Origin of the sequence: Paenibacillus sp. FA6 (assembly GCF_051550225.1) — a bacterium.
In the GTDB taxonomy this organism is placed as follows: Bacteria; Bacillota; Bacilli; order Paenibacillales; family Paenibacillaceae; genus Paenibacillus_AQ.
Window position 1 is genome coordinate 875,134 of sequence record NZ_CP188820.1, and the last position, 23,997, is coordinate 899,130.

At 44.5% G+C, this 23,997-nt stretch carries 16 protein-coding genes and 2 pseudogenes; 14 read left to right on the top strand and 4 right to left on the bottom strand.

Annotated elements, in window-relative coordinates; translation table 11 throughout:
* The first annotated feature begins 3 nt into the window (after positions 1–3).
* Positions 4–945 (top strand): D-alanine--D-alanine ligase, encoded by a 942-nt coding sequence (locus ACP8HI_RS03945; RefSeq protein ID WP_438351701.1) that lies wholly within the window; start codon positions 4–6, stop codon positions 943–945.
* Positions 935–2,098 carry a pyridoxal phosphate-dependent aminotransferase gene (locus ACP8HI_RS03950; protein ID WP_438349833.1) on the top strand — a complete coding sequence of 388 codons (1,164 nt, stop codon included), beginning with the start codon at positions 935–937 and terminating at the stop codon, positions 2,096–2,098. The genes ACP8HI_RS03945 and ACP8HI_RS03950 overlap by 11 nt, the downstream gene beginning before the upstream one ends.
* Before the next feature lie 166 nt (positions 2,099–2,264).
* Here ACP8HI_RS03950 and ACP8HI_RS03955 read toward each other — a convergent pair whose 3' ends face one another.
* The gene (locus ACP8HI_RS03955) at positions 2,265–2,972 is read right to left on the bottom strand and encodes a DUF421 domain-containing protein (RefSeq protein WP_438349834.1); all 708 of its coding nucleotides are present in this window, start codon (positions 2,970–2,972) and stop codon (positions 2,265–2,267) included.
* Between the two features lie 364 nt (positions 2,973–3,336).
* Between ACP8HI_RS03955 and ACP8HI_RS03960 the strand changes: the two genes are divergently transcribed.
* From ACP8HI_RS03960 to ACP8HI_RS03975, 4 genes are read left to right on the top strand one after another with little or no spacing between them, the layout of a single operon-like run.
* Entirely contained in the window at positions 3,337–4,041 is a 705-nt protein-coding gene (locus tag ACP8HI_RS03960; protein WP_438349835.1) for a PspA/IM30 family protein, read from the top strand.
* A 27-nt stretch (positions 4,042–4,068) separates the two neighbouring features.
* A complete protein-coding gene (locus ACP8HI_RS03965; protein WP_438349836.1) occupies positions 4,069–5,100 on the top strand; it encodes a TFIIB-type zinc ribbon-containing protein in 1,032 nt (343 codons plus the stop codon).
* Positions 5,097–6,005 carry a TPM domain-containing protein gene (locus tag ACP8HI_RS03970; RefSeq protein WP_438349837.1) on the top strand — a complete coding sequence of 303 codons (909 nt, stop codon included), beginning with the start codon at positions 5,097–5,099 and terminating at the stop codon, positions 6,003–6,005. The genes ACP8HI_RS03965 and ACP8HI_RS03970 overlap by 4 nt, the downstream gene beginning before the upstream one ends.
* A 20-nt stretch (positions 6,006–6,025) precedes the next feature.
* Positions 6,026–7,015, top strand: coding sequence for an SPFH domain-containing protein (locus tag ACP8HI_RS03975; protein WP_438349838.1), 990 nt, complete (start codon positions 6,026–6,028; stop codon positions 7,013–7,015).
* Between the two features lie 266 nt (positions 7,016–7,281).
* Here the strand turns inward: ACP8HI_RS03975 and ACP8HI_RS03980 are convergent.
* Together ACP8HI_RS03980 and ACP8HI_RS03985 are read right to left on the bottom strand one after the other, a co-directional pair.
* Positions 7,282–7,545: pseudogene (locus ACP8HI_RS03980) on the bottom strand (IS5/IS1182 family transposase); the annotation flags it as partial.
* A gap of 599 nt (positions 7,546–8,144) precedes the next feature.
* Positions 8,145–8,444 carry a hypothetical protein gene (locus ACP8HI_RS03985; RefSeq protein WP_438349839.1) on the bottom strand — a complete coding sequence of 100 codons (300 nt, stop codon included), beginning with the start codon at positions 8,442–8,444 and terminating at the stop codon, positions 8,145–8,147.
* Between the two features lie 207 nt (positions 8,445–8,651).
* Here ACP8HI_RS03985 and ACP8HI_RS03990 point away from each other — a divergent pair, with 207 nt between their 5' ends.
* From ACP8HI_RS03990 to ACP8HI_RS04025, 8 genes are all read left to right on the top strand, one after another.
* The gene (locus ACP8HI_RS03990) at positions 8,652–10,436 is read left to right on the top strand and encodes a sensor histidine kinase (protein ID WP_438349840.1); all 1,785 of its coding nucleotides are present in this window, start codon (positions 8,652–8,654) and stop codon (positions 10,434–10,436) included.
* Positions 10,420–12,030 carry a response regulator gene (locus ACP8HI_RS03995; protein ID WP_438349841.1) on the top strand — a complete coding sequence of 537 codons (1,611 nt, stop codon included), beginning with the start codon at positions 10,420–10,422 and terminating at the stop codon, positions 12,028–12,030. Before ACP8HI_RS03990 ends, ACP8HI_RS03995 begins: the two co-directional genes overlap by 17 nt.
* A 121-nt stretch (positions 12,031–12,151) precedes the next feature.
* The gene (locus tag ACP8HI_RS04000) at positions 12,152–13,567 is read left to right on the top strand and encodes an ABC transporter substrate-binding protein (RefSeq protein ID WP_438349842.1); all 1,416 of its coding nucleotides are present in this window, start codon (positions 12,152–12,154) and stop codon (positions 13,565–13,567) included.
* Positions 13,568–13,652: 85 nt separating this feature from the next.
* Positions 13,653–14,549, top strand: coding sequence for a carbohydrate ABC transporter permease (locus ACP8HI_RS04005; RefSeq protein WP_438349843.1), 897 nt, complete (start codon positions 13,653–13,655; stop codon positions 14,547–14,549).
* A gap of 18 nt (positions 14,550–14,567) precedes the next feature.
* Positions 14,568–15,452: a carbohydrate ABC transporter permease gene (locus ACP8HI_RS04010; protein ID WP_438349844.1), complete on the top strand. Its 885-nt coding sequence runs from the start codon at positions 14,568–14,570 to the stop codon at positions 15,450–15,452.
* A 496-nt stretch (positions 15,453–15,948) separates the two neighbouring features.
* A complete protein-coding gene (locus tag ACP8HI_RS04015) occupies positions 15,949–17,706 on the top strand; it encodes an S-layer homology domain-containing protein (protein WP_438349845.1) in 1,758 nt (585 codons plus the stop codon).
* Positions 17,707–17,977: 271 nt separating this feature from the next.
* Positions 17,978–20,572, top strand: coding sequence for a glycoside hydrolase family 3 N-terminal domain-containing protein (locus ACP8HI_RS04020; protein ID WP_438349846.1), 2,595 nt, complete (start codon positions 17,978–17,980; stop codon positions 20,570–20,572).
* A 187-nt stretch (positions 20,573–20,759) separates the two neighbouring features.
* Positions 20,760–23,582, top strand: a complete 2,823-nt coding sequence (locus ACP8HI_RS04025) for a glycoside hydrolase family 3 C-terminal domain-containing protein (RefSeq protein ID WP_438349847.1) — start codon at positions 20,760–20,762, stop codon at positions 23,580–23,582.
* Positions 23,583–23,755: 173 nt separating this feature from the next.
* Here ACP8HI_RS04025 and ACP8HI_RS04030 read toward each other — a convergent pair.
* Positions 23,756–23,908: pseudogene (locus tag ACP8HI_RS04030) on the bottom strand (IS5/IS1182 family transposase); the annotation flags it as partial.
* Between the last annotated feature and the right edge of the window lie 89 nt (positions 23,909–23,997).

Genomic DNA, 23,997 nt, shown 5'->3' on the forward strand with positions numbered 1-23,997 from the left:
ATGATGAAGGTTGGCGTAATTATGGGAGGCATTTCATCCGAAATTGAGGTGTCGCTGAACACGGGCAGAGAGATGATGAATCATCTGGACCGTAATAAATATGAGGTGATTCCAGTTGTATTCAGTAAGCCGGAGGAGCTTGTGGAGAAGGTAAAGGGACTTGATGTTGCTCTCTTGGCTCTGCATGGGGCTTACGGCGAGGACGGGACGATACAGGGGACGCTGGAGACACTGGGCATACCGTATACAGGAAGCGGCGTTCTGGCGAGCAGTCTGTGTATGAATAAGGATCTGTCCAAAAAAATCCTCCGTTATGAAGGGATCAACACGCCCGATTGGCTGTGCTGGGACAGCTTGGAAGACTATTCGTCGGAAGCCGTTGAAGGGCTGGGGTATCCGGTGATGGTGAAGCCGAATTCTGGCGGTTCCAGCATCGGGATGGAAAAGGTGAACGGTGAGTTGGGGCTGTATAGCGCGGTGCTGAAGGCTTTTGCCAGTGACCCCGAGCAGTCGATCCTGATTGAACAGTATACCGTGGGCCAGGAAATCACCTGCTCCATTCTGGAGGGGGAACTCCTGCCTGTGGTAGGGATTACTTCGGTGTCTTCGGAATGGTTCGATTACAGTGCCAAGTATGAGGAAAGCGGAGCAGATGAGGTGGTGTTGACCCTGCCGCCGGAGTTGGACCAGTCGGTACGCAAGGCGGCAATGACCTGTTACAAAGCGTTGAAGTGCAGTGTTTATGCTCGGGTCGATATCCTGTTGTTGGACGGTGATCCATATGTATTGGAAGTCAATACGCTACCTGGGATGACTACAACGAGTCTTCTTCCGAAAAGTGCCGCAGCAGCCGGACTGTCGTTCAGTGCATTACTGGACCGGATTATCAGCTGCTCCCTAACGGAACGCAGTAAGAACAAGGGGGTGTCGGTTCATGTTGAGTGATTGGATTGCCCCACGTGTACGAGATATCCCGCCTTCCGGGATACGTGCTTTCTTTGACCTCAGTGCCGGCAGTCAGGATATCATTTCGCTCGGCGTAGGTGAGCCGGATTTTGTCACCCCGGAACACATCAGGGAAGCATGCATGAAGGCGCTGAGTCAGGGAGCAACGAGATATACGCCGAATGCGGGTTTGCCCGAACTTAGAGAGGGAATTGCCGACTATTTGCACAATAACTTCAATCTACGCTACGATCCCGCCAGCGAGGTGCTCGTGACTGTAGGCAGCAGCGAAGCGCTGGACTTGGCTCTGCGGGCGTTCACCGCTCCGGGCGATGAAATTCTTCTTCCTTTTCCCAGTTATATCGCTTACTCGCCGATCGGTTATCTGAATGGCGGTACTGTAGTAGAAGTGGAAGCGAGAGCGGAAGATGGTTTCAAGCTGACCGCTGAGGCCTTGCGACGGGCGATTACCCCGCGTTCCAAGCTGCTGATGCTTAATTACCCGAACAACCCGACGGGAGCGATCATGACTGCCGAGGACTGGCAACCGATTGCCGACATCGTTAAGGAGAACAATCTGCTGGTCATCTCTGATGAAGTCTATGCCGAGCTGACCTATGACCGGAAGCATGTCAGTATTGCCTCGTTGCCAGGGATGCAGGAGAGGACCATTGTACTTAGCGGCTTTTCCAAAGCGTTCGCAATGACCGGCTGGAGAATCGGCTATGCCTGCGGTCACCGCGAGCTGCTGGCGGCGATGCTGAAGATCCATCAATATACTGCCATGTGTGCCCCGGTGCTGGGACAGATTGCTGCAATAGAATCCCTACGCCATGGCCTTGAGGCTATGAATGAGATGAGAGAAGTGTATCGGCAGCGCCGGGAGCTGGTGGTGAACGGATTCCGTTCGATCGGGATGCCTTGCCATGTACCGGAAGGCGCATTCTATGCGTTTCCGAGTATCGCTCACACGGGGCTCGACTCCGAGACGTTTGCCTTGCAGTTATTGAAGGAATCAGGTGTTGCCGTCGTGCCCGGCCATGTGTTTGGTGTGGGTGGAGAGGGGCATATCCGCTGCTCCTACTCGGTATCCACGCAGAAATTATCACAGGCGCTGGAGCGGATAGAGAGCTTTATGAAGCTGGAAATATAATTGTAGGATGTTTACATTTTCCTTATAATCCTTAGCAGAAGAAGTAGGAATATGCATCAATAGGGTTGTGATGGCAGGCTTCGCCCCCCTCTTTGTTGAGCGGGGGTTTTTAGTGTGATTTGAAGTGAAGCCTTGCAACTACGGTCGCCTGTGCGGTTGAACTTCGTTATTCTATATCGAGAGGATTAATCAATTTATCTTGATAATAATCATATATTAGATTCCCAGTTGTCGTCTTTACAGCATAAAAAATGTCGTGAACCTCTTTTCCTGTATTTTTGATTTGTTGTCTCAGCCATTCCTCTGATATATGATTATCGACTAAATTCATATGCATGATTGTCCCATCCATAATTAATTCAACGGGGAACATGGAATGACTTGATACGATATGTAAATCTTGTTTAGTTACGGGCAGGTATTGCTCTTTTTTCTTTACAGATAGCTGTCCATTCGTCTCCAAGATTGCATAATCTACCTCAGCTAGATTAAATACTTCCTTTTCTCTTAAAGATTGGTTAAGGGAGTCCAACGTGTAATGTATCTTTCGCATGTTTGCTTCTAGTATTTTTCCTTTATCAATAACTACGGTTGGTGCTCCCGCAATCCAATTTCTTGTTCTCTGGAATCTAAGAGCCACCGCAGACGAAATATAAGAAATGAGAGTTAATATAACCAGACATATAAGAAAATACAAAACAGGAAATTGTCTATTAAAAGCCAAATTTGCTGCAATTGCCCCCATGGTAATTCCTGTCGCGAAATCATGAAAGGTCATATTTGAGACTGTTTGTTTCCCCAAAATTCTTGAAATTAATAACAAAGCTATAAACGCTAATATTGTCCTTCCAATCATCTCAACGTAATTATTCACTTTTACTGGTCACCTCATTAGGTAGAAATTCTAAGCTATCAGCCTATTCATTACCTAAATCCCTTATTCACATACTTTAAATTCTGGGGTTTATTGGAAAACGATAGTGAGTCTCTAAACAGAATAAATTATTGCTAGGATGCATGTTTTCTTTTACTGGAAGAAGCTTAGCCTAACTCTAACTAGGGAACCCCAACCAGATAAAGGACTTCTGCATCAGGACTGTTTGTATTTTACAGAAAGAAACTGAGAAAAGCGAAAAGATGCTTCGGGATGAGGAATGCTAATCTTTCGTGAAATGAAACCTTTTGACACAAATTGATGTATTATAGGTGTAATGTAATTCTTTTCGAGGAGGCTCATCATGGGAATCTTGTCAAGATTTAAAGATATTATGGCAAGCAATATTAATGCTTTATTGGATAAGGCAGAAGATCCAGAGAAGATGGTTGATGATTATATGCGGAACTTGAACAGCGATCTGGGTAAGGTCAAAGCGGAGACGGCTTCGGTGCTCTCGGATGAGAGAAGAGCGAAGAGGGTACTTGATGAATGCCAGGCGGAGATTAGAAAGCTGCAAAAATATGCAGAGAAGGCTGTAGAAGCTGGTGATGATGAGGGCGCTCTGAGGTTCCTTGAGAGGAAGGCAACCCAAGTAGAGAAATACAATCATTTACAAGCTACCTATGACTTAGCTTTGGCTAACGCCTTAAGTATGAAACAAATGCAGGAAAAAATCGGATCAGATATTGGCAAGTTGGAAGAACGGCGGGTCAATCTGAAAGAGAAAATGGCTGCTACTAAAGCACAGCAAAAGTTGAACTCTAGTGGGTCTTCCGCAGGCGAAAGTGGTTCCGTTTTTGATGCTATGGAAGATAAGGCTAATCTAGCATATGATGAAGCAATGGCTCTAGCTGAACTTAGAGCAATTCCTAAGGATGATCTGGATGAACTGTTCGCACAATTGGAGAAGAGTGCGAATACGAATACGAATACGAATACGAATACGAATACGAATCCAGAAGATGAGTTGGCTGCAATGAAAGATCAAATGAAGAATAAAGAATAACAGTTTCTTTGTGATAGAGGTGAGTAGATGTCGGTAATTGAATATAAATGTCCAAACTGCGGTAGTGGTATGGTCTTTGATAGTAAGACAGGAATGTTATCGTGCCACAGCTGCGGAAGAGAAGACAATATTGAGCAACTTCCTGATCCAATGAGTCCCAATGTTTTCTCGGAAAATGAAGTTATGGAGTATCATTGCAACAGCTGCGGAGCAGTTATCATGACTGAAGCGGAGACGGCCGCAACGGTCTGTAGCTTTTGTGGTTCAGCTGTCGTGATCGGCGATCGGCTGTCGGGGACACTTGCTCCAGCGATGGTCATCCCCTTTTCAATTAGTAAGGAAGAAGCAATGAATGCTTTTCGGAAATGGTGCAAGAATGGTCGTCTGACGCCAAATGACTTTATGACAGCGGATCGAATCGAAGGAATAACGGGGTTGTATGTGCCCTTCTGGTTATATGAATTACATAATAAGGTGGAGGTTCATGGTCATGGCACGAAGGTGAGAACCTACAGAAAAGGAGACTATCAGATTACGGAAACGCAGCATTTCGATGTATACCGAAAGATTCGTCTGAATTATGTGAAGGTGCCGATTGATGCCGCGGAGAAAATGAATGATGAACTGATGGATAAATTAGAGCCATTTCCCTACGGAAAGCTAAAAGAATTTAAAACGCCATATCTAGCTGGCTATATCGCGGAAAAATACAGTTATGACGACAAAGAGTTGTTCCCGCGAGCGAAAGAAAAAATTAAGGAATACATTAATTCTTATATTCAGTCTGCGACTTCAGGATATACAACGATGAGCTTCACGAATAAGCAAATTGATACCCGTGTCAAACAGGCGGATTATGTCCTACTTCCGGTATGGATGGTACATTATGACTATAATAAGTCGAAATATACATTTGCGATGAATGGCCAAACGGGCAAGATCGTCGGCAAGCCACCGATCAGTAAGGCGAAAGTGACCGTATGGTTTGCAAGTATTTCTGGTGCCACCTTACTTTCACTGAAGCTCATTTCGTTGATGATGGGGGGAGGGTTCTGGTGAACAAGAATAGAACGATCCTAGCCATCCTGTTCTTCTTGGCTCTGTATCTAGCTGTTCCTATAGAGATGACAGTGTCCGCAGCAGAATTGAAGACATTAATATATGATGAAGCGGGTCTGCTAGATCAGGAAGAGTATGATGAGCTGAATCTGATGGCTAATGAATATGGAGCCGAGAGAGAAATAGATATTATTATTTTAACTTCTAACAACGATGATAATATTGATGTGATGAAAATGGCACAGGATTTCTATGATGAACAGGCACCTGGATATGATAAGCCTCATGGTGATGCGGTCATATTGACTATGGAGATGAGAAATAGGGGGATTTATTTCGCTGGATTTTATAAAGGTAAAGAGTATCTGGATGACGGTAGGCTTGATCAGATCCGCTTAAAAATTGTCCCAGATTTAATTAATGGATATTACGGACTTGCATTTCAAAAGTATATTCAAACAGTACATGAATATATGGGAATTGAGCCAACTGTTAACTCAGGCACTAACTCAGGTGCTAACTTGGGTATTAGCTCAGGAGTTAACTCGAACACAAACTCAGGTAATAACTCAAGTATTTACTCGAACGATACCTCAAATAGGAACTCAAACGTTGATCCGGATAACATCCTATTTAATGGTTGGTTTCAATTGGCTGTATCACTAGGACTTGGTGGGCTTATCGTGGGTATGATGGCTTATCGTTCGGGTGGTCGTGTGACGGTAAATCGGCATACGTACGAGGATGCAAGCACTTCAGGGATTCTGGATCGCCGGGACCAATACCTTCGAACAACGACAACGAAACGGAAGATCGAAAAGAATAATGGAGGCGGTTCAGGTGGAGGCGGAGGAGGTACCACTGGGGGTGGCCATTCGCATAGCGGTAGTAGAGGATCATTTTAAATAGAAGGGATGATATAATAATGGGATTTTTCAAAAATCAATTTGCTAACGTTGTGGAATGGGAAGAGTTTAGAGATGATATGATTTTTTGGAAGTGGAGCAACCGTGAAATTAAAAAAGGAAGTAAATTAATAATCCGATCTGGTCAAGATGCTATCTTCGTAAATAACGGCAAGATCGAAGGGATTTTCGAGGATGAAGGGCAATTCAATATTGATTCGGACATCATTCCATTCCTATCCACGTTGAAAGGGTTTAAATTTGGCTTTAACAGCGGGATGAGAGTGGAAGTCTTATTCGTTAATACGAAGGAATTCACCGTTAAATGGGGAACGCAAAATCCGATTCTGATCCCGACTCCCCAGCTTCCAGGCGGCATGCCTATTCGCGCTAACGGCACATTCAATTTCAAAGTGAATGATTACGTTACGCTGATCGATAAGATTGCTGGAATTAAAAATAGTTATCTTGTTGAGGATATTAAAATAAGAATTACTTCTGTGTTAGATCAGTTATTAATGAAATGGATCAGCAGAGAAGGAAAAGACATGTTTAATCTGCAGGCAAATGCTTCGGATATTGCCAAAGGTATCCGCGAAGATTTGGATATGGAGATCATGGATAATGGGATGACGATTACAGGCTTTCAAGTGATGAGCTTTAATTACCCTAAAGAAATTCAAGATATGATTACGAAAACGGCTTCCCACGAAATGATTGGTAATCTGCAGAAGTATCAACAGGTTAGCATGACGGACGGTATTTCCTCCGGCAAAGTACAAGGCGGCGGTGCTGCTTCGGACATGGCTGGTATGATGATGGGAATGAATATGGCCAATGAGATGATGAAAAATATAAATCAAAATCAACAGCCTCCGACTGAGAACCAGCAATCTACACCTGCTGCTCCCTCTTCTCCGGAAGGCCATAAAAAACCTAATTTCTGTCCGAATTGTGGTGCAAAAACCGAAGGTGCTAATTTCTGTCCGGATTGCGGTCAGAAGCTGTAACTAAGCCGGTAGGCGATGAAATTTGAATGAACCGACTCACCTGGTGGCCAGTGAAAACTTGTGTTTTTAATTTTGTGAATTGAATTTCAATAAATAAAGGCGACTTTCCATTCTATTCTGAATGAAAAGTCGCTCTTTTTTATGTTCTTCTCTATCTTTTTTACTTCATAAGCGTCAATATTCTTTTGAGATTAACAGCAAATATGGTCATCGCACCTTGCATATGCATACCAACGAGACCCGAGGGAGATGCCACCTCATACCCGTGTCTGTTCATATTTCGATCGTTCCAAGATATCCACATCTGATAAATCAAAGATTGATTTCAATAATAAGTATCTGAACATACGAATGGGAGTAACTGCATTGCGACCGTTATCAAGGCAATAGTTATTCTGTAATTCTTCATGGGCAAACGAAAAATCTACGAGATCGTTCATTTGACGAAGCATATTATATTGAGGCACGACGATATCGTAAATAGCCATATATGGACTGAGGCTAAAAGATACCTCTGAGAAAAAATCCATACTTGCAGGAAACAATCGATTATGTTCGAAGTAGCGAAGGTGACGGAATTGTCCTGAAGAAGCGGTAGCGTTCGCCTACAAGCTTTCCTACGGAAAGCTACTTCGAAAGCATATGCTTTGCCCTCTGATTTCAACCGCTATAAGCAGAATCCAATTAAGAAATCGGAGGGAAACAGTGATCGTAAGAACAATCCGTCATCATAGCGGCATCCTACACCAATGTGCGTGGACTTTTTCAGTGGCCTTCACTCGTAGGGGGACTTTTTTCAGTTACAGATCCTATCGCGAAAAGATGATGGAGAAGGAGTAGAAAATAGAAAGCATAGGAATCCCTCCCTTCAGAATAGTTTAGTCCCATTATGCATCTGATACATATCCATTATGATTAAATCAACGACACAGATGGGAACGCCCGTAGGTGAAATTTGGATATCGCTGGTTGTGGCTGTATTCTTCTTACCACGCTTGCTTAGATCAATAAAGGGCTCAATGTTCTGGTGATCGAGAAGCAGGGTGTAGTCTAGGGTACAAGGGTAAATCGTGTTGGCTGTCCGCCGCAGAGATCATGTCGTGGCGCAACATCCACTCTACTAGACATTTTAGCCTGCCAGGTTTAGAGATAGGAGCCTTTTCACCCACTGCGTGAGACCTTTCTCAGGATGGGTCATGAGGTAGATGAGGTAGCAACGGAGCACGGAAGCTGGATCTTTGGGTTTAGGGCCACGATGAGAGTAGGTATCGTAAAGTAAAGTTGTGATGGGCGAAAGATCGGTCATCCAGAGTATGGTCACAAGCGGCCAGTCCTTGTTGATGATGACGATACCAGGTCCAAAGTGAGTTTGAAGTTGGTTGAGTACGAAGTCCTGGTAATTCGAATGAGGAACAAAAATAGGTTTCATGAGAAACACTCCAATCGCGATTAATGGGTTAAAAGCGATCTATTAAGCTTACAGCTTAAAGAAAAATCGAATAAGATTGGGGATATGTCTCGATACTGATTTAGCTCGGGACGTATTTTATGTATCGAAATCTATCGTAATCTATCGTAATTTGATACGATAGATTACGATACATAAAGTTAGTGCTTAAACAGGGGGAGAGAGACGTTGAACTATAAACAATGGTTGTATCAGCTATCGTATAAGAACAGGATCTGGCTTTCGTTTGTAATTTTGATCACGTTAGCGATTAGCACGACGGGGATGATGACTTATTTTATTGCAGCTAATGTACTTAAGAGAAATGCCTCCGAATTAAGCCAGAACATCCTGAATAAGTCTGCCCAGGTATTCGATGAGAAGCTAAGGCAAATTATCGTATCTGTCATGACGCTGACAATCAGCGAATCTTTCAAGGACATCATTAAAAATGCATCCGCGGGCGATACGCAAAACTATTATCAGCTGTTATCTTCCATTCAAACGCCATTTTCACAAATTCAAGTATTGGAGCCAGCCGTTCAGTCTATTCTTATTACAACGTCTATAGGTGAATTTTATCCGACCAATCATGTGCGGCTGAAAGAAAACTCCTTTTTTAATACTGAAATGTACAAACTCATTTCGGAATATCAGCATGCCATTTGGATAGGAGGACATGAGGATACCTTCTTTCGGAGAAAAGAAAAGGTTATTACTTTAGTTATGCAACCGCTTACAGAAAACCAAAATAATGAGATTTACATTATCGTGAATATTAAAGAACAAGCGTTGATTGATCTGCTTATGAAAAATGTAGATGAAACAGGCCAACTGTTTCATCTTGTCTCGAGTAAGGGGGACCCGATATTTTCTTCGGAATCCAGTTTTTCGAGCTGTTTTAGTGAGAGTGGTTTTGTTGAAAATATTAATCAGGATACGAAAGGTAGTTTTGAATATAAAGGAACTAAAAACTCCCTTTTGATCAATTATTCAAGCCTATCTTTAGCAGAGGACTGGATCCTGCTTAGTGTTCAATTAAAATCAGATCTCTTAAAACAAATCAATTTGATCAAATGGGTTACGATTTTAATTATGATTGGAAGTCTATTGTTTTCTATGATTTATTCCAATATTCTCACAGCTAATTTACTGAAGCCGTTACTTAAGTTGCGAAACTTAATGATGAAAGTTGAACAGACGAATGATTTAAGCGTTCGATTTGAAAGTGAATATCAGGATGAGGTCTCTCAGGTCGGAAGGAAATTCAATAGTATGCTAGAGGAATTAGCTCTATCCATCAAGGAAACTGGAGAAATTGAAATTAAGAAGCGCAAGGCGGAAATTAAAGCATTACAGGCGCAAATCGATCCTCATTTTTTGTATAACACGTTAAATACGATTTATTGGAAAGCGCAATTGAATCAATCGGATGATGTTAAGGAAATGGTTCTTTCCTTATCGCGAATGTTCCAGCTTGGTTTAAATAATGGATTCGAGTACACGACATTAGAGAAAGAAATTGAGCATGTGAAGCAATATTTATTCATTCAAAAAAAATGCTATACGAATTTATTTGACTATAATGTGGTGGTGGATATGGAAAATGACTCCATAACTTACATCACAATCCTCAAAGTTATTCTTCAGCCCTTGGTTGAAAATTCAATTTTACATGGTTTTAAGAATCGTAAATCAGGCGGCACCATTGATATATTGATTGGAAAAACGGAGGAACATCTCGTTATTACTGTAGAGGATAATGGGAGTGGCATGAACGTGGACGAGATCATGAAAAATTTACAAGTGCCCACTCAGAAGACGGGGTATGCGCTGCGCAACATTTATCACAGGCTGCAGCTTTATTACAGCGGAGATTCTGAGATGATCCTCGAAAGTGTTCCAGATCAGAAAACCACTATTACATTAATAATCAATATGAAGGGAAGAGATGGATATGGAGAAACGGATTAGCATGTGTGTGTTGGACGATATCATGAGTGTTATAGATGGGATATCTCTTGGAATCCCTTGGGCGGATTATGGTATTGAGATCATTGGTACTGCCTTAGACGGTGAGGAAGGGCTCAAGATGGCTTTGGAGCTTCAGCCAGATATTATATTGACAGATATTCGGATGCCGGTTATGGATGGACTTGAATTAACGCGTAGAATCATAGAAAAATTCCCAGCATGCAAAGTCATTCTTTTAAGCGGCTATACGGAATTTAGTTACGCTCAGCAGGCGATTCGATACGGGGCCTTTGATTTTGTAGCTAAGCCTTTTTCAATGGAAGATATTGTAGAGGTTGTCCTGAAGGCTACTAAAGAAATTGAACTTGAGCGGGGCAAGCATAAAAGAATATATGAGATGGAAGCTAGAGTAAGAGAAAGCAAGCCGCTCTTAAGGCAGGAATATTTCAACCTGCTTATCTGCTATTCATCAAGCGAGGAAAACGCGGGAGATAAATGGGACTATCTTGAAATTGGTTTAAAGAAAGAGGGATTTGTTGTTATGGTCGTCGAGATCGATCAATTCTCGAAAACCATTCAAACGCTGCCTATCGGTGAAGTAGAGCTAACTCGTTATGCTTTGCAAAATATTTTGGAGGAGACGATTAGCGCCCATACACAAGGGGTCGTATTTAGAGAAAGCACGAATCGCCTTGTCGTAATCTATAATTCTACAGCACAGATAGATCCTAGATCTTTAGCCGAGATTTGCTGTAATCATTGTGCGCAATATTCACGTCATACCGTTTCGATCGGGGTGGGCCTAGGCATAAACTACATTTCAGAAATTTTTATCGGATACCAGCAGGCCATAAGCGCATTGACCTATAATTTTTATACAGGCGGCAATGGAGTGTTTCGTTATGGCGATTTTGGTCAGATGAGTCAGCATTTACGTACCTATTCACTAGATCAAGAGAAGGAGATTCTCTTTGCTGTGCGTTCAGGAAATCAGGAGTTGGTTCTTGAAGTATTGCAACAAATCTATGAGGATTGTACTAAAATACATCCGCTGCCACATCCGCAATATCTGATTACGATGTATGATGAATTGGTTTATATGGTTCTGAGAGTATTAGAGGAAAAACTGCATATCGATGATTTGCAAGGGTTAAAAGCGGACATTGAAGAGCATAAAAATACAGATCGGATGTCGTTACTAGAATTACAAAAATCTCTTGAGCAGCTATGTATTAATGGCTGTGTATTACAAGATAAATATAGAACAACAGAGGCTGAGCGCGTTATACATAAAGTTATTGAATACGCGAAGAGTCATCTTCATTTGGATTTATCAGTGAATGAATGTGCCAAGCTGGTACATCTGAGCAGCAGTTATTTCAGCAATTTATTCAAAAAGGTTACAGGCCAAACCTTCCTTCAATTTGTAACGAATGAACGAATTGATCAAGCCAAATTAATGCTAATGAAAGGCCATCAGGTGCAGGAGGTTGCAGCTGATATTGGTTATGAGGATCGGCGATATTTCAGCGAAATATTCAAGAAAAATACGGGAATGACACCATCAGAGTTCAAACAGGCTTATTACAAATAGTAGTAAAGATCGTTGGAAAATCCCCCTTGAGAATAGGTTTATCCCATTATGTCTTTGACTTCGGTAAATTATAATAATTGATATAACCAGTATTTAAAAAAACAAAGGGGTTGAAATATTTATGTTTAATAGAACGCGAATGGTTACTGTAGCTGCAATCCTTGTTCTTAGTTTGAGCGCATGCTCCTCAGGTAACGGAAATTCTACGAATTCGGCTAAGGGGACAAATGAACCAGCACCAAAGGCGTCTACCGAAGTAACAACTAAAGCCGAGAAGGTTAAGCTCAACTATTGGACAGAGGATAGGCATGATTTGACCTATATTCAAGAAGTCGTCGAAAGGTTTAACGAAACCAATACAGAGAATATTGAGGTAGAGTTGAAAGGACTGTCTGAGAACTATAACCAGTCCGTTGATATTGCATTCTCTAGCAAGCAAGCCCCTGACATTATTAGAACGACCCCAAGCAATTTTATTCCTTTTGTCAAGAAGGGGTATCTGGAACCGCTGGATGGCTATATGAATGATGGGATAAAGGCTAAATTCCAAGGGGCACTCATTGATAAATCAAACATGATGGATGGCCAAATTTTTTCCCTTCCCAACTACGGATATTCAAGCCGACTAATTTATAACGTCGATCTTTTTGAGAAAGCTGGTATCACAAGCCCTCCTAAAACATTGAACGATATGGTTGAGGTTGCGAAAAAACTTACTGAGGCAGGCAAGGATATTGGTGCCTATGGCTTTGCGATTAACTTTAAAGGAGCAGACAACTCTTTTGAAAAGGCTCCAAGATCGATCGCTGAGTTGAGTGGAATCGGCGGTTATGGCTACGATTTCAAAACAGGCAAATATGACTTTTCTGGATTTACAGAAATCATGAAGGCATTTAAGCAAATGAAGGATGACGGCAGTATGCTTCCGGGCGTAGAGGCCCTAGACATTGATCCACTGCGTGCTCAATTTGCTGAAGGAAAGATCGGCATGTACCTATCGATTTCCGCTGAGCCAAATGTATATCTAACGCAGTTCCCAACAAAAGTAAACTGGTCAGCTGCTTTGCCTCCAACGATTAGCGATGACATTGCAGGAGTAGCAGGTTACTGGAAAACAGGTCCATGGCTTTCCATCAGCAGTCAGACTGAAAATAAAAAAGAGGCTTGGACATTCATGGAGTATATGTACAGTGATGAAGTGTTAAGAACATATTATGAAGATGGCTATGGCTTATCTCTTCTTCCAGAAATTATAGCTCAGTCCAAAAATCCGGAAATGCCTGGTATTGCGGGATTCCTCCCTACACAATATGATGGCTTGTGGCCTATTTCGCCGAAAGTGACTGTAGAAGGAACAGATTTTCCAAACCTATTTATTAAATATGCGATTAGTGGCGGAGATTTGGATGAGATGATTACGGATGTAAATACGCGATACAATGCTGCACTTGATAAAGCTAGAGCATCTGGAGATGTAACAACTGAAGCAATGCCGGACTTTGATGCGAAGAGTATGCAAGGAATGTTAGTCAAATAATACTTCTAATGCATGGATCATGCCAAAAAAGGATAGGAGCATCTCGTATGCCCTATCCTTGTTATTTAAGGAGATGAAATCGAACATGACCAGTCTACGCAAATTAGGAGAATCTTACTCATTTATTTTGCCCAGTCTAATATTCACCGTGGTGCTAGGTATTTATCCGATTGTATGGGCGATTAGATATATGTTTTATGATTATCCAGGATACGGAGAAGAAGTATTTATCGGATTTGGTAATTTTGCTAGTTTGATGAGAGATGGAGCCTACTGGAACTCAGTTGTTAATACCGCGATCTATGCGATGGGGAAAATCATCATCACGATTCCGTTATCATTAGTTTTAGCGGTAATATTAAATAAAGGAGTTAAAGGTAGAAACTTTTTGAGAGCGATTTATTTTATGCCAACGGTGCTGAGTACCGCGGTAATCTCCATCGTCTTTTTTAATATTTTTAATTCTTACAACGGAATATTAAACCAGTTTTTATTGAAATATCATATCATCTCCAAAAGCATTGATTGGCTTGGACCCGATCTAGCCATGGTAACATCTATCATCGTTGCCATCTGGGGTGCAATTGGAAACTATATGCTTCTCTTCCTCGCTGGTCTGCAAAACATTCCGGATGATGTCTATGAGAGCGCTTCGCTAGACGGAGCGAACGCTTCTCAAAAGTTCTTCTACATTACCATCCCTATGTTGGGGCCCGTGCTGCAAATGATTATTATGCTAGCGATTACCATATCGTTAAAGGGTTACGAAAGTATTATGGTATTAACAGAGGGCGGTCCGATCGGACGAACAGAGGTTATGTATCTGTATGTATATCGAATGTTCTTCCCGATCTCTTCTAGTTCGACTATGATTCAACAGATTGGCTATGGTAGCGCTGTTGGCTTTATGTCTGCCGCAATCGTCGGACTCATTACATTAGGTTATTTCTGGTTATCAAAACGTTTAAACCGTATTTTCTAGCCTAGGGGGTTTGCTGTAATGAACACAGCACCAGCAACTAATACCGCTCCGATAATTAAAGTTGGCAAGCGAGCGAAACGTATTTTTTCCGTGTTAATTCTTTGGGTATTTCTAGGGCTTATTGCTGTATTTACTGTGTTTCCTGTGCTCGTTACGTTATTTGGCTCTTTCAAAACGAATGCAGAGCTGACGGCAGGCGCCACTATTCTTCCTAGCGTTTGGCATTTCTCGAACTACTTGGATGCTTGGAAACAAGCTGACTTTGCTAGGTTTACTTGGAATAGTTTATTTATTAGTACGTTTACGACGATTGGGACACTTCTTTTGGCTTCGATGGCCGCCTATGCTGTGGATCGCAGAAGTTTTTTCGGAAAGAGCCTTTATGTTAGTCTTCAAGCAGCGACGATGTTTATATCTATTGGTGCCGTTGTTATCCGACCGCAATTTGAACTTATGGTGAAATTACATTTGAATACCTCGTTATGGGGGGTTATCTTTATTCTAATTAGTGCCCATGCCACTACCTTTTTTATTCTAATCGGTTTCTTCAAAGGAATTCCTCGGGATTTGGATGAAGCGGCGTACATTGATGGATGTAGTTTCTTTTCGGTTTATTGGCGAATTATTCTTCCGTTATTGAAGCCGGGTTTAGGCGTCGCAGCATTATTTGCCTTCCGGAATGCTTGGAATGAATATATCTTGCCACTTGTTTTTACGATGACAAACCCTAAATTACAAACCTTGACGGTTGGTTTAGCGGATTTAAGATATGGTACGACTGCAGCCACGCAAACCCATCTGATCATGGCGGGTGCCTGCTTATCGATTTTGCCGATTCTAATTGTATATGTTTTTGCGAATAAATCTTTTATGCAGATGACAGGCGGTTCTGTCAAAGGCTAGTTGTAATCTCCATATCAAAAAACATTGATTTACCTGCCTAGACGGGCTCCCCAGGGAGCTCGTTTTTCTATTCTCCCAATAAATTAACACTATGAATTCTATTAAATACACTGCATAGGAATCTCCCCCTTCACAATAGTTTTGTCCCGTTATGTTTCAGATACAGTTCTATTATGATTGACCTAATCTCTTACATAGCGACGGCTAATGTATCGGATAACGGAATGGCACCATGTTTCCGCAAGACAGAAAAGCATTGCAACCAGGGTAATAAGACATAGCCACCGCATGACTAAGCAATTAGATGGAGGTGAATTGCTGAGATGTCCACCTGAATCATAACGTTACCTTAATATTTATGTATGCGCTTAATAAAGAACAATATGTGAGTGTTTGAACATTGCAAATTCCAAAGTAGCGCAATTAATTGAGTAACTGAGAAGCAGGGGAGAGCGCAACCTTTACTCCTGTCTCTATCATGGGAGGAGACTTCATCGTGAGACAAAAATCGTATTTGCTCAGTTTAATTTTATTAATGTGCTTTGTATATGTACCTCCTCTGGTTACGTATGCGGATGCCGCGCCTTCCTTTACTTTAAACGTGACTAACAACCAGGTAGCGTTAGGCAATGAGCTGCAGATTACCGTTGCTGGGAATGATTTGAGGGATGTGTACGGATATGAATTCAGTCTCAATTTTGATCAAACCATGCTGGAATATAAGGGAGTTCAAGGTGGCATGTCCGATGGATTCTCAATCAAACCAATGCTTGAAGGTAATCAACTACGATTTGCAAGTACCAAGCTACACAAAGTAGCGGGTGAGAGCGGTGCATTAAATCTAGCGACCATAACGTTCAAAACGATTCGACAAGGAACCGCTACACTTGAGCTGAAATCCGTTCAAACGGTGGATAGCCTATTGACCGGACATATGTATCTTCCAGATACGAAGGTGAGCGCGTCGATTGCTAGCGGAAATTCAGGAGGTTCAGGCCCTGGAGGTTCAGGCTCTGGAGATTCGGGCTCTGGTGGTACGGGAATTGTTGTAAATTCGCCAATTGATCAGTCAACACCAGGAATACTAAACCCGGACGTGAAGATGAATTCTGTAACGAAAATGGCAACTGCAATTGTAACCGAGGCAGCTTGGGATAAGGCAGTCAAGCAGATAGCAGCCAATGAAAAAGGAGTCAAAAATATAGAGGTTGTCATTAAAGAAGTACCAGGTGCAACAGCTTACGAATTGGAATTGCCGACATCCGCTTTCGCAGCTAATGGAGGTTTGGTTCAAATAAAGGTAACTTCGCCGCTTGGGACTATTTTAATATCCAATAAAATGTTTGAAGTCGGTGAAATAACTGCCGATAGCATAAGGTTGAGGATCGGAAAAGTAGATGCCAGTGAACTAGACCAAGCTCTAGGGAAGCAAATCGGGGATCGACCTATTAGAGATATAAGCCTGTATATCGGTGACAAAAAAATCTCTTGGAATAACCCGAATTCCCCTGTAACGGTAGTCGTGCCATATTCACTGAGCGCAGAAGAATTAAAGAGCCCTGAGCATATCGTTGTATGGTATTTAAATGAAGAGGGTAAAGTGGCTCCGGTTCCTAACGGCAGATATGATGCCACTACGGGATCAGTCATTTTTTCGACTACACACTTAAGTAAGTACGCCATAGCATTTGTTCAAAAAACATTTGACGATATTGCTATTTTGGATTGGGCAAAAAAACAGATTGAGGTTTTGGCATCCAAAGGGATCATCAACGGTATCTCAGACAAGGCATTTGCTCCTCGTCAGTCCGTTACACGCGCCGATTTTTTGGTCTTGTTAGTACGGACTTTAGAGCTTGACCTAAGTAAGGAAGTTGGGAGCGAATTTGCGGATGTAAAAGAAAGTGATTATTTCCATGATGCTGTGAGAATCGCTAGAGGTTTGGGCATTACGGAAGGAGTAGGCGACAATTTGTTCCTGCCTCACGAGTCAATTACAAGGGAAGAAATGATTGTATTGACAGAGCGTACGTTGCGAGTGGCTAAACAAATGCCAACAGACTCGAATGAGGAACAACTAAACCAATTTAAGGATCATGCAAAAATAGCTGATTATGCTGTTCAAAGCGTTGCTGCAATGGTCAAAATGGGGCTTGTTCAGGGGGTTGGGGGCGCGATCGATCCAAAAGGAACAACGAATAGGGCTCAAGCAGCTGTTTTGATGTATAACATTTATACAAATTTGTATAAGTAGGAATTAGACCACTTCTTTCGATTCTAGTTCTATGACGAAATAGAATGTATCGAAATTTCTAGTAATGAAGGAGGTCGTAATAATATGAGAAATCCACCTTAAGTAAACGAAGTTTATCAAGATTTTTGGTATGCGTCATTAAAAATTTGCTATTTTTACTAATTGTTTTGATAGTGCTTAACAAAGGACTTGTAAAGGAAATCTCAACAATGAAAGCCTAAAAAGGGAATCGCTAACAGTATAAAATATGATTAATGTGAGGGGATAAAGTATGAATTCGATCTCGATAAAATCTAAACCAGTTGCATTGCTTTTACTTGGTTCGTTGTTGTTATCTTCGCTTGGTCTATCAAACGTAAGTGCGGCTGATGGCGCAACACAGCCTGTAATCTCTAGTCATGTAAAGGCTATACTTACGATTGATGGTGAGGAATACAAAGATTTAAACGGTAACGGTGAACTGGACATTTATGAAAACTGGGGACTATCCACTGAGCAGCGCGTGGCCGACCTCATTCCTCGCATGAGTGTGGCGGAGAAAGCCGGCCTCATGAACATCACCTCTAATCCTAACGCTGCCACTGTCAACGATTTCATCCAGAATCGTAACCTACGTTACTTCATCCTACGCGACAACCCTACTGCCTTCGATATAGCTACACGGAACAACACATATCAGGAGATCGCGGAAGCCACACCGCTGGGTATCCCGATAGTATTTACCTCCAACCCGCGGAACCATATTGCAGAATCTCTCCAGTTCGGCTTCCAAGAGGCCTCTGGACAGTTCTCCTCTTGGCCTGGAGCCTTGGGCCTGGCGGCAACACAAGACCAAGCCCTTATCCGCGACTTTGCTGAGATCGCCCGCGAAGAGTGGCGCGCGTCCGGCATCCGGAAGATCTATGGCACCCAGGTTGAGGTCGTGACAGAGCCGCGTTGGCGCCGTATCAGCGAAACTTTCGGCGAGAGCACAGAGCTAAACTCGATGATAGCCACTGAGGTTGTTAAAGGCTTCCAAGGGGAGGAGATCAACAGCGAGTCTGTTGTCCATACCATCAAGCATTTCCCTGGCGACGGGCCTGTAGTAAGAGGTTTGGACCCGCACTTACCGCACGGCAAGTATACGCTCTACCCGACGCCTGGAAGCTTATCCAAGTACCAACTTCCGCCGTTCCAGGCTGCAATTGACGCAGGGGCGAGCTCGATCATGTCCTTCTACAACGTTCCTAGCAACGAGAGTGCCGATCAGCTCCCGAAAGAGCTTTGGTACTCTGAAACCGAGCAGTTCGAGCAGGTGGCAGGTGCCTACAACAAGGGCATCATCACCGACCTGTTGCGGAACACGATGGGCTTCAAAGGCTACGTGAACAGCGACAGCGGCGTGCTGGCCGGCATGGCTTATGGTGTGGAGAGCCTGTCAATCGAGGAGAAGTTCGCCAAGGCGATCCGCGCTGGAACGAGCATATTCTCTGACAGCAACAACCCGAGCGGACTCATCTCCGCGGTTAACACGGGTGTGCTCAATGAAGAGGAGCTCACCCCTCATTTGACGCTTCTGCTTACGGAGATATTCAATCTTGGACTGTTCGAGAACCCATACGTTGACCCGGCTGCGGCTCAGGAGATCGCAGACTCACCTGCAAACCAGGCACGGGCCGACGAGGCTCACCGCCAGTCGGTTACGCTCCTGCGCAACGATAAAGGACTGCTGCCTCTGACGGATGCAAAACTCGCCACTACGAAGCTGTACGTGGAAGTTTTCAACGGTACCAACAGCGCCGCTCAGACCACTTCAATGAAGGAGCTCATCACTAAGGAGGATCCATTGGTAAACATCGTGGGCACGCTCGAGGAGGCGAACGCAGCGCTCGTGGTGTTACGTCCGAAAGCATACGAGTATCCTGACCTCTCCACGGTGGAGATCCAGTTGGGCACACTCACTGGTATCGACGTTGCTCGGGTCAAACAGATCGAGGCGGCCGTTCCGACTGCTCTAGTGATCAACATGACCAATCCGTGGGTTATCAACGAGGTTGAGCCCGGCGCTGCAGCTGTCGTGGCAACCTACAGCGTCAAGGCTGAAGCCCTGCTCGACGTGCTGCGAGGGCGCTTCAACCCTACAGGTAAGCTGCCGATCACGATCCCAGCTAGCCAAGAAGCAGTAGAGAAAAATGCACCGGACGTACCAGGCTACGCCGAAACGTTCGACTACACTTACACGAATGCAGTTGGTGACGGCTACACATTTGGTTTTGGATTATCTTATGCAGCAAACGCTTCTGACATTAGTGCTACGCTAACCGGAAAAACTTCTGTAACGGCTGGAGAAGCCTTTAGTTTGAACTTTGGTCTGAATAAAGTAGATCAAAATGTGTATGCCCAGGAGCTTACTCTTAATTTTGATCCGGCTAAATTGGACTTTGTAGACGCAACGTCATTGAAAACAGACTTGGAAGTTATAAGCAAAGAGGTGAAAGCGCCAGGGAAAGTTCGAATTATACTCGCGAGCCTAGGAGAAGGCAATGCGATTCATTCGGATGGCGATCTATTAAGTTTACAGCTTAAAGCAAAATCGAATGCACAGATAGCTTCTACTGATGTTAAGCTGACAAACATTATTTTAGCGGATGGGAATGGCGTTGAAACATCGCTTTCGAATATTACCCAAAGTATAAGCATTGGTTACATTAAAGGCGACCTGAACGGCGATGGCAAAGTGTCGATTGGTGACCTAGGCATCGTTGCGGCTGCATTTGGTAAGACAGACCAAAGTGCCGACTGGGCTAACTTTAAGGCAGCTGATGTAAATGCGGATGGCAAAATTGATATTGTAGATCTCTCCACTGTCGCACAATTAATTGAGTAACTGAGAAGCAGGGGGAGAGCGCATGCTTTCCTCCTGTCTCAATCATGGGAGGAGCCTTCATCGTGAGACAAAAATCGTATTGCTCAGCTTAATTTTATTAATGTGCTTTGTATATGTCCCTCATCTGGTAACGTATGCAGATGACGCGCCTTCCTTTACTTTAAACGTGACTAACTTACTATGAGGAGTGATTGATTTGAAATCGGTATCATATTATTCGAAAAAAATTGCATTAGCATTTCTTGTTGTATCTATGAGCTTGTCACTCTCAGTCGGCGCTGCCAGCGCTGATACAGCACAGCCGGATAAATTGCCTTGGATGAACACCTCACTCACGCCCGAGGTGCGTTCTGACCTACTCATCGACGCGATGAGCCTCGATCAGAAGATTCAGCAGATTGCCATGATGCCGGTGGCAAACACCAACATCCCCGGCTGCGATTTTTCCTCGCAGGGGCGCCACGTCGAAGGGATCCCCGAGCTGGCCATCCCCACTCTCCGGATGACCAACGGTCCCTTTGGCGGTGGTGACTGCGCTGTGGCACCGACTTCAACGGGTCTGACCAGTGCTCTGACTGTCGCCTCATCGTTCGACCCGGACGTCTCATCGGCGTGGGGCGACATCATCGGGGAGGAAACCCGTGCCAGCGGCCACAACGTGTTGCTCACTCCAGGCATCAACCTGGGCCGGGTTCCGAACGCCGGACGCAATTTTGAGTACTTTGGTGAAGACCCCTACCTCGCGGGAGTCATGGCCGTCGCCCAGGTCAACGCCGTGCAGGCACACGGGGTGCAGTCCGTCGCCAAGCACTTTGCGGCCAACGAGCAGGAGACCAGCCGCCAGACCATGGACACCATCGTCGACGACCGAACCATGCACGAGCTATACCTGCTGCCGTTCGAAATGACGATCCAAGAAGCCAACCTCGCATCAGTCATGTGTTCCTACCCGCACTTGAACGGCGTGTACGCCTGCGAAAGCTCTGAACTGCTCACCGATTGGCTGCGCGAGGACCTGGGATTCAAGGGCTATGTCATGTCCGACCGTGGGGCAACACACAGCACGGCACCGGCCATCAAGGCAGGCCTTGACCTCGAGTTCGCCAGCCCCCGCTGGTTTACCCCTGTGCTGATCCACAAGGCTTTGGATACGGGTGAGCTGACTGTCGCCGATATCGACAAGCAGCTCGACCGGCGGTACACCGTGATGATCGAGCTGGGGCAGTTCGACGACCCTATCAACAGCCTGAGGCCAATCGACTTCGCGGCCAACGGGCGGCGGATCCAGGACATCGGGGAACAGGGCAGCGTCCTATTGAAGAATGACCACAGCACACTGCCGTTGAAGGCGGCTTCACTCAAATCGGTCGCACTCATCGGGACCCCGACGTTCGCCGGCTCGGCGAAGTTCAACTCGCAGGGACCCTCGAATGAGATCGTCGTGACCTCGCCCTATACCGTGACGCCCGAGCAGGGCCTGAACAACGCGCTCCACGCGCTGGGCTCTGACGCCTCGGTCACCTATAACAACGCCAGCAACATCGCGGAGGCCGCGGCGCTGGCCGCGAAGTCTGATGTCGCCGTGGTGATGGTCGGCGATATCTCCCGTGAGGGAGTCGACCGCTCATCGCTCGCGCTGCCGGTTACGGACGGAGTGAACCAGGACGCACTGGTGGCTGCAGTGGCTGCAGCCAACCCGAATACCGTCGTCGTCCTCAAGAACGGCGGCCCGGTGCTGCTTCCGTGGCTCGACAAGGTGCCGGCGGTCCTTGAGGCCTGGTATCCAGGGCAGGAGGACGGCAACATCGTCGCCAACCTGCTGCTGGGGATCGTCAATCCCTCCGGCAAACTACCAATCTCGTTCCCGACCCAGGAGCGGGAAGCCGCAAACGCCACGCCTGCGCAGTGGCCGGGGATTGACCCCGACGGAGCAGGTCCCCTGCCGTTGACAGCGACGTACAGTGAAGGTCTTGAAATGGGCTACCGCTGGTACGATGCCCAAGGCATCGACCCGGTGTTTGCTTTCGGTTATGGCCTGTCCTATACTAATTTCGAAATTTCTAAACTCGCCATTTCGCAGAAGACTTCCGATGGCATCAAGCCGTTCCAAGTGTCATTCTCCGTGAAGAATACTGGTAACGTTGCAGGTGCTGAGGTGCCTCAAGTTTATTTAGGCCTGCCGGAGACAGCGAACCAACCTCCGAAGCGTCTGGTAGGCTTCAAGAAGGTTTGGCTTGCTCCAGGTGAGGAGAAGCAGATTGCGATCACGATTGATCCAGCAGCCTCGAGCCATCCTATGTCTACCTGGGATGCAGATGCCGATCATTGGACAACACACGAAGGAACGTACGCGGTGTATGTAGGCAACTCGTCAAACCAAATTACGTTGACTGATTCTATTACAGTAAAGGGCTCCAGCACAGCTGAAGTAAGCGCCTCCTTAACCGGAGATGCGTCTGTAATGGCTGGAAAAGCTTTCAACCTTAATTTTGGTTTGAACAATGTAACTCAAAATGTGTATGCGCAAGAGCTTACCCTTAATTTTGATCCGGATAAACTGGACTTTCTAGACGCAACGTCTTTGAAAACAGGCTTGGAAGTTATAAGCAAAGAGGTGAAAGCGCCAGGGAAAGTTCGAATTATACTCGCGAGCCTAGGAGAAGGCAATGCGATTCATTCGGATGGCGATCTATTAAGTTTGCAGCTTAAAGCAAAATCGAATGCACAGATAGCTTCTACTGATATTAAGCTGACAAACATTATTTTAGCGGATGGGAATGGCGTTGAAACACCGCTTTCGAACATTTCCCAAAGTATAAGCATTGGTTACATTAAAGGCGACCTGAACGGCGATGGAAAAGTGTCGATTGGTGACCTAGGCATCGTTGCGGCTGCATTCGGTAAGACAGACCAAAGTGCCGACTGGGCTAACTTTAAGGCAGCTGATGTAAATGCGGATGGCAAAATTGATATTGTAGATCTCTCCACTGTCGCACAATTAATCAAATAATTGCGAAGCAAAGAGATACAGGGATGCTTTTCATTTCAACTAAGCTCCTCCTACATTCGTAGAAGGCCACTGAAAAACCGATAATTTTAATTTTATGAAATGAATTGTAATAAATAAAGGCTCCCCATTCAATTCTGAATGGGGAGCCTTTATTTATGTTCTTCTCTGCCCTTTTACTTCATGAGCGTCAATATTTTTTTGAGATTAACTGCGAATATGGCCATGGATTCTTTCATATTCATGCCAACGAGACCCGAGGAAGATGCCACATCGTACCCGTGTCAGTGTTTTAATTCACTATTTTTCGCTTCTATTTTATTCCTCTTCCAGAGCCTGAATCACTTCTCGGTAATAATCCAGCCAAGAAATCGGATGGCAATAGCGATCGTAAGGACAATTCGTTATCGTAGCAGTA